Origin of the sequence: Pseudomonas sp. B34(2017) (genome assembly GCF_002112915.1) — a bacterium.
GTDB lineage: Bacteria > Pseudomonadota > Gammaproteobacteria > Pseudomonadales > Pseudomonadaceae > Aquipseudomonas > Aquipseudomonas pharyngis.
Window position 1 is genome coordinate 78,054 of the sequence record NZ_NEJA01000001.1, and the last position, 14,082, is coordinate 92,135.

11 protein-coding genes are annotated in these 14,082 nt (G+C 57.8%); 10 read left to right on the forward strand and 1 reads right to left on the reverse strand.

Annotation, left to right across the window (positions count from 1 at the left end; genetic code table 11):
• Positions 1 to 58: 58 nt before the first annotated feature.
• From CAF80_RS00370 to CAF80_RS00390, 5 genes are all read left to right on the forward strand, one after another.
• On the forward strand, positions 59 to 502 hold the full coding sequence (locus tag CAF80_RS00370) for a MarR family winged helix-turn-helix transcriptional regulator (protein WP_074687600.1): 444 nt from the start codon (positions 59 to 61) through the stop codon (positions 500 to 502).
• Between the two features lie 196 nt (positions 503 to 698).
• Positions 699 to 2,048, forward strand: coding sequence for an NCS2 family permease (locus CAF80_RS00375; RefSeq protein WP_039769903.1), 1,350 nt, complete (start codon positions 699 to 701; stop codon positions 2,046 to 2,048).
• 87 nt (positions 2,049 to 2,135) lie between these two features.
• Positions 2,136 to 2,765, forward strand: coding sequence for a LysE family translocator (locus CAF80_RS00380; RefSeq protein ID WP_074687599.1), 630 nt, complete (start codon positions 2,136 to 2,138; stop codon positions 2,763 to 2,765).
• Between the two features lie 196 nt (positions 2,766 to 2,961).
• A complete protein-coding gene (locus CAF80_RS00385; RefSeq protein ID WP_074687598.1) occupies positions 2,962 to 6,639 on the forward strand; it encodes a hypothetical protein in 3,678 nt (1,225 codons plus the stop codon).
• Between the two features lie 482 nt (positions 6,640 to 7,121).
• Positions 7,122 to 8,519 (forward strand): hypothetical protein, encoded by a 1,398-nt coding sequence (locus CAF80_RS00390; protein ID WP_085666678.1) that lies wholly within the window; start codon positions 7,122 to 7,124, stop codon positions 8,517 to 8,519.
• 131 nt (positions 8,520 to 8,650) lie between these two features.
• On the opposite strand, the gene uraH is transcribed toward CAF80_RS00390, so the two are convergent.
• Positions 8,651 to 9,004, reverse strand: a complete 354-nt coding sequence (uraH, locus tag CAF80_RS00395; protein WP_011333195.1) for a hydroxyisourate hydrolase — start codon at positions 9,002 to 9,004, stop codon at positions 8,651 to 8,653.
• 429 nt (positions 9,005 to 9,433) lie between these two features.
• Between uraH and puuE the strand changes: the two genes are divergently transcribed.
• From puuE to CAF80_RS00420, 5 genes are all read left to right on the forward strand, one after another.
• Entirely contained in the window at positions 9,434 to 10,360 is a 927-nt protein-coding gene (puuE, locus tag CAF80_RS00400) for an allantoinase PuuE (protein ID WP_039769896.1), read from the forward strand.
• Positions 10,357 to 10,872: a 2-oxo-4-hydroxy-4-carboxy-5-ureidoimidazoline decarboxylase gene (gene uraD, locus CAF80_RS00405; RefSeq protein ID WP_085666679.1), complete on the forward strand. Its 516-nt coding sequence runs from the start codon at positions 10,357 to 10,359 to the stop codon at positions 10,870 to 10,872. The genes puuE and uraD overlap by 4 nt, the downstream gene beginning before the upstream one ends.
• Before the next feature lie 90 nt (positions 10,873 to 10,962).
• Positions 10,963 to 11,958, forward strand: a complete 996-nt coding sequence (gene alc, locus CAF80_RS00410; RefSeq protein ID WP_007960036.1) for an allantoicase — start codon at positions 10,963 to 10,965, stop codon at positions 11,956 to 11,958.
• A gap of 141 nt (positions 11,959 to 12,099) precedes the next feature.
• Entirely contained in the window at positions 12,100 to 12,603 is a 504-nt protein-coding gene (locus tag CAF80_RS00415) for an ureidoglycolate lyase (RefSeq protein ID WP_027613342.1), read from the forward strand.
• Positions 12,604 to 12,654: 51 nt separating this feature from the next.
• Positions 12,655 to 13,968: a urate hydroxylase PuuD gene (locus CAF80_RS00420; RefSeq protein ID WP_074687595.1), complete on the forward strand. Its 1,314-nt coding sequence runs from the start codon at positions 12,655 to 12,657 to the stop codon at positions 13,966 to 13,968.
• Positions 13,969 to 14,082 lie beyond the last annotated feature (114 nt).

The following is a 14,082-nucleotide window of genomic DNA, read 5'->3' on the forward strand; positions in this document are numbered from 1 at the left end:
GGAAATATGAGTCAAACTTGTTGACTGAAATTACGACACCCTCCCTGGAAACGTCAATATGCTTGACCTTAAAAACTGCGCCAGCCAGCAACAAGCCATGGAAGCATTTTTCTTCGGTTACCAGGCGTTCACCGCCAAAGCCGATGAGATGCTCGAACGTCGGGGCTTGTCCCGCGTGCATCAACGCATCGTGTTTTTCATCGCTCGCTATCCGAACCTGAGCGTCAAGGAATTGCTCGCGCTGCTCGGCGTCAGCAAGCAGGCGCTGAACATGCCATTGCGGCAATTGCAGGAAATGCATCTGGTGGACAGCGTGGCGTCCGAGACTGACAAGCGCAAACGCCTGCTGGAGCTGACCGCTGAAGGCGCGAAACTTGAACAGGCGCTGCGCCGTGAACAGGTGAAATTGCTTGAGCGCGTCTTTGCCGAAGCCGGCGAAACGGCGGTCAACGGCTGGCTGGCGGTCAATCTGGCGCTGGGAACCAATCGCCCAACCGAGTGATATAGCTCGATCACCAGTCTTTTCGTCTACAAAAACAAAAACAATATTTGCTTTATTTGTACACAAAAGCATAATCCACAGCGTGCGAGTTCCTGACCGCATGGTCAACAAATTCGCGTATGCCTCAAAGGGCCGCTGCCACCCCTCATGGGTCCGGTCCTGGAAATAACAATAAAACTCTTGAGGAGTACTCGCTGTGGAAAGCCGCAAATCCGAAGCATCGACGCTGGAACTCTCGCCGCCGTTACGCACTGGCCTGCTTGAGCGCATCTTCAAACTCAGCTTGCATGGCACCACGGTGAAGACCGAGCTGATTGCCGGTCTGACAACCTTCATCACCATGGCCTACATCATCTTCGTCAACCCGAACATCATGGCCGATGCCGGGATCGATCACGGTGCAGCCTTCGTCGCCACCTGTATCGCCGCCGCGCTGGGCTGCCTGCTGATGGGCCTCTACGCCAACTGGCCGGTGGGCCTGGCGCCAGGCATGGGCCTCAACGCGTTCTTCACCTACACCGTGGTCGGCACCATGGGCTACAACTGGGAAACCGCCCTCGGCGCGGTGTTCGTCTCGGGCGTGCTGTTCATGATCCTGACCTTTTCGCGGATCCGCGAATGGCTGCTCAACAGTATTCCGGTCAGCCTGCGCTATGCGATGGGCGCCGGTGTGGGTCTGTTCCTCGGGCTGATCGGCCTGAAAACCGCCGGCATCGTCGTCGATAGTCCGGCGACTCTGATCAAGCTCGGCTCGCTGCGTGAACCCGGCCCGCTGCTCGCCGCCATCTGCTTCCTGATGATCGCGATCCTCAGCTACCACAAAGTATTCGGCGCGATCCTCATCAGCATCATCACTGTGACCCTCGCGGGCTGGGGGATTGGTCTGGTGCACTACGAGGGCATCATGTCCGCCCCGCCAAGCCTAGCGCCGACCTTCATGGCCATGAACGTCGCCGGCGTCTTCAACGTCAGCATGATCAGCGTGGTACTGGCCTTCCTCTTCGTACACATGTTCGACACCGCCGGCACCCTGATGGGCGTCGCCCAGCGCGCCAATCTGGTGAACGCTGACGGGCGTATCGAAAACCTCTCCCGCGCAATGAAAGCCGACTCCGCCTCCAGCGTTTTCGGCGCGGTCGTCGGTGTTCCGCCGGTCACCAGCTACGTGGAAAGTGCCGCCGGTGTAGCGGCTGGTGGTCGGACTGGTCTTACCGCCGTCACCGTGGGTGTGCTATTTATAGCCGCGATGTTCTTTGCACCGCTGGCCGGCATGATTCCCGCCTATGCCACCGCCGGCGCACTGATTTACGTAGCGATGCTGATGATGGGCGGCATGGCGCACATCGAATGGGACGAAGCGACCGACAGCATTCCGGCCATCGTCACCGCGATCATGATGCCGCTGACCTTCTCGGTCGCCGACGGTATCGCGCTGGGCTTCATTACCTATGTCGCGCTGAAGGCCGGCACCGGTAAATACAAAGAGATCTCCGTCAGCCTGTGGGTGCTCTGCGCGATTTTCATCGCCAAGTTCATCTTCCTGTAAGCGCTACGCGGTTCACGCTTCAAAACAGCCTCACCCCACCGGGTGGGGCTTTTGCACATTCTTGATAACCATAAAAAGGAGCAAGTGATGAGTCTGGAAACCTGGCTGCTGTTCAGCGGCGCTGCGCTGGTGGTGATCCTGATTCCGGGGCCGCTGTCGTTGCTGATGATCAGCAACAGTCTGAATTATGGCCTGCGGCGTTCGTACCCGGCGTTCCTTGGCGGCGTGTTCGCCTCGATCTGCCTGCTCAGTGCCTCGGCGCTGGGGCTGGGCGCCCTGTTGCTGGCGTCCGAAAAACTGTTCAGCGCCCTGAAAATCATCGGCGCGATCTACCTGTTCTACCTCGCCTGGCAGAGCTGGCAGCAGTCGCGTCAGCCGTCGGTGGGGGCCGAAGTGCCTCAGGCCGCACCGGTTCCGAAATTCCGCGCATTGTTCAGCCGGGCCTTCGTGCTGGGCGCGAGCAATCCGAAAGACATTTTGTTTTTCGCCGCATTTCTGCCGCAATTCCTCAGCGCCGAGCAACCGTTCCTGCCGCAACTGCTGGTGATGATCGCCACCTGGACGTTGCTCGACCTGCTGTGCAAATTGACCTACGGCCTCGGTGCCCACGGCGCCGCGCGGTATCTGCGCAGCGGCAAGGGCCAGAGTTGGTTCAACCGCATCAGCGCCGGATTGTTCGGCGGTGCCGGAGCTGCTTCACTGTTGAGCGGGCACTGAATAACACAGTGATCGATAATGCCATCCAGGACCATAAATTGAATTTCTGGATGGCAGCAAAAAACGACGGTTGATTCGAGTACAACAACTCAAGCCATCTGCAACACACCGCAATAGCCTGCGGATATACAAAATTGAATTTCTTTAACTACCATGGAGCAGTAAATACATAACCACGCAAGAACAAGGATGTTCTATGGCAACGCTAATACTCGACTCCACCATCAACCATAATTCAGTAGACATTTCGGACATTGAACTAACTTCCTACCCCAAACCCGCCTCCACGATTGATTTCGAAGAACACCAAAGCAATACCGGGAAACCTTCTGAATCAAAACGCAAAACATCAGAGTTAAAAGTTGTCGACCAAGTATATGGTCCTCTTCGGATCGGCAACTTCTACATAACCCGAAGATCTCTCGACGCATTGGGTGCCACCCTTGACGGCCAAGTTCTGGATGGAAAAAACACTTTTTTCCGCACTCCAAGTAGAAAGTTCATCGATGGTTTGCAGTTTGATCCAGTTAAAATCAACGCTCGTATGAAAACGTCCGTCAGCGATGATGATTACTCGCTGACTGCGCTGCTGTTTGAAATTGCCAGCCGACGACCGCTGACGTCGCCCACGCTGCTGAATAACAATATCGATATCCACGCCGACACCGATGGTTATCTGACCAAGTTGAAGCAACTTCTAGTCTCGGCACAGAAACTGGACATTCGACATGCGCATATGTCCGAGCCCCTTCCTAAATGGGCAAACCGTACCGCAAGCCGCACCATGGCCGGCACCGGCATTGGCCTCCAGGCGTTTGGTATCTACAGTGGACTTTGCGGGCTCCAGGATGCAGTGAAAAACAAGGATTCCTACGGGATCATCTTCAACAGCGCTGCCTATACAGCAGATATCACTTCGATTGCAGTGGACCTGGCGGTCACTCACAAAGCCACCCAGATGCTCAAGGCCGGACAAAGCGCCTACAAGGGCTTCGCACACACCAGCTTTGCATTGAAACTGGGCCGGGGGGGCGGCTTGATCGGCGGAGCCTTGACCCTCCCTTTCGATATCATCAGCGCGGTGGATTCATTCAATGCAGCAGCCAAAGCCACGGGTAAAGAGGCTGTCAATCATTACGTAAACGCTGGCTTGAGTGTGACCAGCGCGGCGATGACCGTACTGCTGGGCACCGCGGCTCTGGCCGGTTTTTCCTCTGCCGGCCCTATAGGGCTGGTGGCTGGCCTGCTGCTGGTCGCCGGTTCGCGTATCTGGGCGGCCATCAACGTGGTCGATGACATCGACGATTACATCACCCTGACAACCGAAGAACGATTGCGCACAGGCTGGTTTGCATTCTGGGGAATCAGCCCGGATGAAAGCGTCGAAAATCGCCATATCATTGCCAGGGCCGCCGCTCAACATGCCCGGCAGCTGCAAGCCTCCGCCAGAAAATTGCTCGACGAAGATCTGAAAGACCATACCGAGGCTGTCATCAACGGCAGATTTCACGTCGAAGTCGAGTCGATTCAGATCCCCACCTACCACTCGACCCCGGAAAACCCTCAGTACAAAACCATCAAGCGCCCTAGAATCGTCGATGACAACGACACTATCGATGCACGTGCCGGCGTCACGGAAAATACCAAAGGCTCCGTCCTCGGAGCATCATCGGAACTCAAGAACATTCTTTGGTTTCTCGGTGGCGGTTTCGACACCGTGCAGGGAGTGACGAATAAACCCAACAACTTCTATTACAGGCTGGGTCCGAAGTTTCTGGACGGAGGCAAACAGGACGACGAATTCGTCTTTGAGGGGGCCGCCGATCTGCTGCAAACAAAAGACCATTCCGGCCTGATCGGCGAACTGGATGGAGGCGCGGGAAGCGACAGCCTGAAACTGACCGGAACGTTTCCTGCCGGACACGAAGAGCGCTTTGGCTACAAAATCGATCTGAAGCAAGGCGAGATGTTTGTAAAGGTCGAACCGGATAAAGCAGACGGACTGATTCTGCACAGCATGCTGCGCAATATCGAGAACATCGACACCCTTGCAGGATCGAACAACGAGGTGATCGGTACCGACGGGCCAAACATCATCAAGGCTCGTGGCAAGGATCATGTCGATGCCGGAGCCGGCGATGACCAGATCTACGTGCTCAGCCCCTTTGCATCAATTCGTGGCGGCCCCGGCAAAGACACTTATGCGCTTTCCCATTTACCCGGCAACGTAGTGATTCACGAGGAAGGTACAGACGAGAGTTTCATCGTGCTGGACTGGCGATCGGATCTGATTGAAAGCTGGGAAATCAAAAATGCAGACTTGATCGTCACTTCGGGGTTCGATCTCGATGACGACAAAAAAAGATACGTGCGCCTGACCAATCTTTACGACTGGACTGACAATCGAACACAAAAACTGAGGGGGGGAAAGCTGACGTTCATCACCAGGGATGGCTTCCGCTGGATACCTGAACTCCCGGAAATCATTATTGACTCGCAATACGCGCCTGCTTCACAGATTCAGGTTTCCATGTTGCAGCAAGGCACGCGCGAGCTCCCGGCCATCCTCCACTCCTCGGACATTACCGTCCCTCAGGATAAAAACACCCACTATTGGATTTCACGAAACAACCAGCACACCACTCTGACGGTCACAGAACAAAAGAACAGTTTTCTGACCACTGTGTACCTTGATTTCTCCAGCGTGGAACTTTCGAATGTCCTGGCGACTTACAACATCGAAGTCCTCGCGGAAGGTGAACTCAAAAACATCATGTACAGGAATTGCAACCTGAAGCTTTTTTTCGGTGAGAAAAGCCTGTCGATCAACAATCTTGCCAGCTCCTGGTGGCGCAGCCCTGGACGGATAAACAATGGCCTGACCCGCCCTCTCATGATGCTCAATCACTCATTCGTGCTGATCCTGAACGATGGGGTTTCTTATCGCCTGCACGTGCCTCCCATCGCGGACGACCATCTATCGAATTACGGTATCGGTCATTCGCAAAGGGCGAAGGCGATTACCCTGACACCTCGGGAAGGAGAGCATCTCTATTTGCGTCCCCTCGACAATACCCCACACCCGCTGGGCGACCAGGCACGGTGTGTCAGGTTCTCGCTCCCGACCGCCCAGACCGCCATCGAAACCCTGAGCGGAAATGGATCGACCTATCTCGTTCACCTCAGCAATGACATGTCCTTGCGCCTGTCCACTCCCGGTGCCATGGCCTCGGCGACTGAACGGCTCGCCTTCTCCTCGACCTGGGAGCTGGACGCGACAGCCCTGGGTCACGTCGACATAACGCTCTCCAACAATCAGTTACTGATTGGGAAATGCACCGTGCACCTGCCTGAATACGACAACAGCGAAGATCTGGTGGATCAGATACGTGTGATCACGGCTTCGGGGATTGTGCATGCAGTCGATCTGATCTTTGAGGCCATCTATATAGAATCGATCGATGCCAGGTTCTTCATCCCTCCCGACGATCCCGACACGCCTCTGCCTGCCGAATGGTCCACCGCGACGAGCGCTCAACTCCCCGTGCGCAATATATCGATGAAAGACGGCACACCGGGAGCGCTCTCATATCACCTGAGTCAACGTCGCTGGGTATTGGATACCGATGTTTCCCGCCTTGTGGACGTCGACGACCTGAAAACGATCAACCACTGTACCCATCAGATGAATGTGTTCGAAGTGGTAGCAAAGATTGCCCTCGATTACTCCCCTCCGATCAGCGCCCAGGGTCTGCACACGCTTCGAGCGCAATGCGCGAAGCTGAGGGGAGATCTGTCCCTTGATGACGCGACAAGGCTGGAGCGAGCGAAGAACCTGGCCTGGCTTCTGGCCGGACAATCCAGCGTCAATTGAAGGCTTTGCCTCCATCAGTGTGCAGCGTTCATGACAGACCGGCCGGGGGCCGCGACCTCCGGCCGTTTCGGGTCAGTCATTGGCGCTGACGTCACTGGAAAGATCCGGCATCACGAATGCGTGCGCATAGACATATGTATTACCCGGAACGGGTCTGGGCTGACGATCATTTCCCCTCAATGATCCGCACTGTCGGTCTTCCAATCGCCTCGTTCATTTCAAGAGCACATCCATCAATGAGCCCCAAACGCCCTATCCGCGCCAAAGACACAGCCTCCCACGACAGTCCTCCGACTTCACGCATTCCGGCACCGGATCTGCTTCCGGGACCCCGCATTCATGCGGACGGCCACAATGCACTGCCTTTGCCTGACCATCGCTCGGACCGCTCCGTGCACTTGCCGGAGCCTCAGCCACCCACGGTCGAGATCATTGACCTGCCCGGCGATACGCAGATAACGCGACTGAATGTAGAGCCCCCCATGTCCACCTATTTTCTGGCTCCCCGACTTGTCGACCGCCTGCCGCAGCCCGACGTACAAACCGGGCTGCGCTCATCCGGACGTTATCACTATGTCGACCTGATCGACGGTGCAACGGTTCTGGTCGGTACGGATACGCAGAACCGGATACGGGCACGCCTACCCAACGAACTCATCGCTTCCGGCCCGCTTCTGGAGCGTATCGAAGGCACTGTTCAGTGGCGCCAGGTCCAGGCGCAGAGCGGTACTGGTGCGGAACCCTCGCAACTGATCCTCACTCGCCATCTCCAGGATGAATCGCCTGCCATTCCGGAAAAACGGGCGCGCCGTGAAGAAGACATTGGACCAGAGAGCGAAGGAACGCCTGCCGTTGAAAAAGACGATGCAACGGCAACAGTTCCTCGTTCACCCGCGCCGCTACCCGATGCTCCAATCGACCACTGGGAGCAGTGGGCAATCGACGCACCGCCCGGAACAACCCACGATATACAGATCAATGGCAAACGATACATGGTGTTGCCTCAAGGGCCTGCAGAGGACACACCCATTGTTTACATCACCAACCCCACACACCTGATTCACAACTATTCATCACTGGAAAGGGTTCTCGCTTCGGACCTGTTGCAACAGCCTCGCGGTGCAATCCGCGTACCTCCCGCCGGTCACTGGGAGATCGATCCCACACTGCCCTTCCTGCAACCGCTTGCAGGTTATGTTGCCGTGCATTTTCCGGAGTTGTCGGCCACCTGCCTGCAGCAGGTGGCAAAGCGTCAGTTCGAACTTGCCAATGGCTCCGACAGGATAACCGGCACCGGACTGACTCTCTTGCGCCAAACCTTCAACGACTGGAAAGCCGGCAACACCTACCCGCGAGCCGAGCTTGCGGACCCGTTGTTGATGCTGCCCTCGATAATCACCCTCGAGCCGGAAAACGCGCGCTTCATGGCGCTGCCGCTACCTGATGGAGAGGGGTCGCTGCAACGCCTCGATTTCGACCCCAACCGATTCAAACTGGAATGGAGTCACTTCATGCCCAGTCAATCGGGCCAGGACTTGAAACGTTTCACTGCGGCACTGCTGAAACGCAACGGCTACAACGTCTTCGACATCAGCCCTTCGACGTCATTTCCCGCCGTCGTATTCAATCGGCCAGGACATGATTTTCTGTTCTTTTTGAGCCTGCACCGCATCAGAGGTCAAAAGATCCATCTCCCCTTGAATCTCGACCCGAAGAGCTGGGGTGTCTCTCTGGGCGAACAGGTCGGCACATCGGCGGCACAGGCAGTCATTCAGGCAAATGCCGAAAAAAGGGTCGTCTGGCTCAGAGGAGGACCGCAAACGCTGGCGACTTATCCGCAAACTTTCGTGATTGTCAGGGACGAAAATTCCAGACTCTAAAATGAAACTTCGTCAGACCAAAGGCCAGCCTGCGGCGAATTTCAAGCAAAAAAAGCCCGCAGTGTGAGCGGGCGAAAGACCAAAGAAGCTATATGCGCAGTCGCTTCCCGGTGGGGGCAGCTGCTTGGGGGTCAGCTGCCCCGATAGGTGGAATAGCTGTAAGGCGAGATCAGCAACGGCACGTGGTAGTGATCCTGTTCGGCAGAGATGCCGAACCGCAGCACCACCACGTCCAGAAATGCCGGCTCCGGCAACTGGACGCCACGGGCGCGGTAGTAATCGCCGGCGTGGAACTGAACCTGATAGACACCGGTACGGTAGTCATCGCCTTGCAGCAGCGGCGCATCGACCCGGCCATCGCTGTTGGTAAGCGCACTGGCGACCAATTCCAGGTGCGAACCTTCAACGCGGTACAGCTCGACCTTGATCGAGCTGCCCGGGCAACCGTGTGCAGCGTCCAAAACGTGTGTTGTCAAACGTCCCATTGATTCTGCGCGCCTGCCTGCGTGGAGCAGTCAGACCTCGCGCCTCCCGAAGTCAGTTGAAAAGGAGACCGCACCGTTTCGGAGCACGAAAAGCTGCGGCGAGCGACTGATTAAGACACTTTTCAAAAAAATTGTACACAATAAAAACGACATTTTTCCTCCCGCCCCCAGCCTCCGCCGATTTTCCGCTGCTCAGCCCTCGAACCATGCATTCATTGAACCTCTGATCCATTAGCTGACTGATCAGGCAGATTTCTTGCAGGCTCTCACCGTTATCAGCAAAAGAGGACGGCCGGTGAAAAATGCGAAAATTCAGGCTTACAAATTGAGAATAAAGTTGTATACAATCAGCCCATCGCTGTGACGCCAGCTGCCATCCCATCTTCAAGGCGCCACACAATCTGTCAACGAATAAGAAGGAAGACTGCAGTGAGCGCTGACTACCCACGCGACCTGATCGGTTACGGCAGTAACCCTCCTCACCCACACTGGCCGGGCAATGCCCGGATCGCCCTGTCCTTCGTACTCAATTACGAAGAAGGTGGCGAGCGCAACATCCTGCATGGCGACAAAGAATCGGAAGCCTTCCTCTCGGAAATGGTCGCGGCCCAGCCTCTGCAAGGCGCGCGCAACATGAGCATGGAATCGCTTTACGAGTATGGCAGCCGCGCCGGCGTCTGGCGGATCCTGAAACTGTTCAAGGAATTCGACATTCCGCTGACCATCTTCGCCGTGGCCATGGCCGCCCAGCGTCACCCGGATGTAATCCGCGCGATGGTCGAGGCCGGTCACGAGATCTGCAGCCACGGCTACCGCTGGATCGACTACCAGTACATGGACGAGGCGCAGGAACGCGAGCACATGCTCGAAGCGATCCGCATCCTCACCGAACTCACCGGCGAGCGCCCGCTGGGCTGGTACACCGGTCGCACCGGCCCGAACACTCGTCGTCTGGTGATGGAAGAAGGCGGTTTCCTCTACGACTGCGACACCTACGACGACGACCTGCCCTATTGGGAACCGAACAACCCGACCGGCAAGCCGCACCTGGTGATCCCGTACACCCTGGACACCAACGACATGCGCTTCACCCAGGTCCAGGGTTTCAACAAGGGCGACGATTTCTTCGAATACCTCAAAGATGCGTTCGACGTGCTTTATGCCGAAGGCGCCGAAGCGCCGAAGATGCTGTCGATCGGTCTGCACTGCCGTCTGATCGGCCGTCCGGCGCGTCTGGCTTCGCTCAAGCGCTTTATCGAATACGCTAAAAGTCATGAACAGGTGTGGTTCAGCCGCCGCGTCGACATCGCGCGTCACTGGCACGAAACCCACCCGTACCAAGGGGCTGCCAAATGAGCACCTTTCAAACCCTGAAACCGTCGACCCTGAGCCGCGACGCCTTCGTCAAAGCCTTCGCCCACATCTACGAACATTCGCCATGGGTGGCCGAGAAGGCCTTCGACCTGGGCCAGGACGCATCGATCGACCAGATCGAAACCCTGCACCAGCGCATGAGCGACATCCTGTTGAGCGCCGATCACGCCAGTCAGCTGGCACTGATCAACGCTCACCCGGACCTGGCCGGCAAAGCTGCCGTCCAGGGCGAGTTGACCGAAGCCAGCACCAATGAACAGGCTGGCGCCGGTATTCACCAATGCACGGCCGAAGAGTTCCAGCGCTTCACCGAGCTGAACGACGCCTACAAAGCCAAGTTCAAGTTTCCCTTCATCATGGCGGTAAAAGGCAGCAACCGGCATCAGATCCTCGCGGCGTTCGAAACGCGCATTCACAACCCGGTCGACACCGAGTTCAAATGCGCGCTGGCGGAGATCAACAAGATCGCCCTGTTCCGATTACTGACTCTCTAGCGAGCCTGGCCCGAGAAACCTCTAGAACGCTTGTGTTTCCCAGGGCCCTGCAAGCATCCCAAGCCACTTATTTAAAGGCAGACAAGAAGAATGAAAGCTTACGCCGTACCTTTCGAGAAGTTCGTCAACCTGGCCGATGCCCGCCTGGGCACCAAAATCATCTCGGTCACCGATGACTGGTTCGCAGACGCCAATCGTCTGTTTCAGCCGACCCCGGCCGTGTGGAAGGAGGGCGTGTTCGATGACAACGGCAAGTGGATGGACGGCTGGGAATCGCGCCGCAAGCGCTTCGAAGGCTACGACAGCGCGGTGATCCGCCTGGGCGTACCGGGCTCGATCAAAGGCGTGGACATCGACACTTCATTCTTCACCGGCAACTTCCCGCCATCGGCCTCGCTGGAAGCCTGCTTCCTGGCGTCGGGCGAGCCGGACGAAAACACCCAGTGGACTGAAGTGCTGTCGGCCGTCGAACTGCAAGGCAACAGCCACCACTACCACGAAATCAGCAACGACAAGGCGTTCAGCCACCTGCGCTTCAACATCTACCCGGATGGCGGCGTGGCCCGGCTGCGCGTGTACGGCATTCCGTTCCGCGACTGGTCGGCTGTTGGCGACAACGAGCAAGTCGACCTGGCCGCAGCCCTCAACGGTGGCCGCGCCCTCGCCTGCTCCGACGAACACTTCGGCCGCATGAGCAACATCCTCAACCCGGGCCGTGGCATCAACATGGGCGACGGCTGGGAAACCGCACGTCGTCGCACGCCAGGCAATGACTGGGTGATCGTCGCGCTGGGCCACCCGGGCGAGATCGAGAAAATCATCGTCGACACCCTGCACTTCAAGGGCAACTACCCGGACACCTGCTCGATCCAGGGCGCGTTCGTCAAGGGCGGCACCGACAGCCAGATCGAAACCCAGTCGCTGTTCTGGCGCGAACTGCTGCCAAGCCAGAAGCTGGAGATGCACGCCGAACACACCTTCGTCGAGCAGATCAAGGCACTGGGCCCGATCACCCACATCCGTCTGAACGTGTTCCCGGATGGTGGTGTGAGCCGCCTGCGCGTTCTCGGCAAGGTCGCTAAATAACACCGCAATGATCGTTCCCACGCTCTGCGTGGGAATGCATCACTGGACGCTCTGCGTCCGCTTTGGATGTGACGCGGAGCGTCACGGGCTGCATTCCCACGCGGAGCGTGGGAACGATCACTCAACGAAAAGAAGAACAGCATGCGCACACTGACGATTGAACCGCTGACCAAAGAAGCCTTCGCCCCTTTCGGTGACGTGATCGAAACCGACGGCAGCGATCACTTCATGATCAACAACGGTTCGACCATGCGCTTCCACAAACTGGCGACGGTCGAAACCGCGACGCCTGAGGACAACGCGATCATCAGCATCTTCCGCGCCGACGCGCAGGACATGCCGCTGACCGTCAGCATGCTGGAACGCCATCCGCTGGGCAGCCAGGCTTTCATTCCGTTGCTCGGCAACCCCTTTCTGATCGTGGTCGCGCCACTTGGCGATGTACCTGTATCAGGCTTGGTCCGCGCCTTCGTCACCAACGGCAGGCAGGGCATCAATTACCATCGCGGCGTCTGGCACCACCCGGTGCTGACGATCGAAAAGCGGGATGACTTCCTGGTGGTTGATCGCAGTGGCACAGGCAACAACTGCGATGAGCATTTTTTCAAAGAGGATGAGCGTTTGATCCTCGCCCCCCACCAATAAGAGAAGGTCCGATCACTCGACAACAAGAGTGACGGGCGAGAGGTAAAGACTGTGGAAGCACATCTGTTGGAATGGCTGAACCTGAGCGTGCGCTGGGTTCACATGATCACTGGCGTGGCCTGGATCGGCGCGTCGTTCTACTTCGTCTGGCTGGAGAACAACCTCAACCGCGTCAACCCGAAAACCGGTCTTGCCGGTGATCTGTGGGCGATCCACGGCGGCGGTATCTATCACCTGGAAAAATACAAACTGGCCCCTCCGTCGATGCCGGAGAACCTGCACTGGTTCAAATGGGAAGCCTACTTCACCTGGATGTCGGGGATCGCGCTGCTGTGCGTGGTGTTCTACTCCAACCCCGTGCTCTACCTCGTGGCACCCGGCAGCGGCCTGACCGGCCCTGAAGGCGTGGCCATCGGCATCGGTTCGCTGATCGCCGGCTGGTTCATCTACGACTTCCTCTGCGATTCGCCTCTGGGCAAAAAACCTGCCCTGCTCGGCTTCATCCTGTTCGTGCTGATCATCGGCGCGGCGTATGGCTTCAGCAAGGTGTTCAGCGGTCGTGGTGCGTACCTGCACGTCGGCGCGATCATCGGCACCATCATGGTCGGCAACGTGTTCCGCATCATCATGCCGGCGCAGCGCGCACTGGTGGCCGCGATCGCCGAGAACCGCACGCCGGATCCCGCCCTGCCGGCCAAAGGCCTGCTGCGTTCGCGTCACAACAACTACTTCACCCTGCCGGTGCTGTTCATCATGATCAGCAACCACTTCCCGAGCACCTACGGCAGCCAGTACAACTGGTTGATCCTGGCCGGGATCGCGGTGCTGGCAGTGTTGGTGCGTCACTACTTCAACACCCGTCACGACAGCCACAAGTTTGCCTGGACCCTGCCGGTTGCAGCGGTGGGCATGATCAGTCTGGCGTACGTCACCGGCCCGGCGCCGATGTCGACCGCTCCGGACGTGGCCAAGGCCCCTGCGAAAATCGAGTACCAGCCGCTGCCGGAAACGGCTTTGGGTGGTGGCGCGAAACCGGCTGAAGCGGCACAACCGGCCGCCCCTGCTGCACCGGCCGCCGCTCCCGCTCAGGCGTCCAACGCCGGCCCTGCGTTCGACAAGGTGCACACGGTGATCCAGGAACGCTGCGCGGTCTGCCACTCGGCCAAACCGACCAGCCCGCTGTTCAGCGCTGCACCGGCCGGTGTGATGTTCGACACCCCCGAGCAGATCCGCCAGAACGCGGCGCGGATCCAGGCGCAAGCCATCACCACGCAGATCATGCCACTGGGCAACATCACGCAGATGACCCAGCAGGAACGTGACCTGATCGGTGCATGGATCGCCCAGGGAGCCCAGACCAACTAAGCAGTAAAAGCATCGCTGGCAAGCCAGCCCCCACAGGGTTTTGCACTGCCTGTGCGGGAGCTGGCTTGCCAGCGATTAGCCGCCACGCGGTTTACCTGATGCAAAGAAACAGCT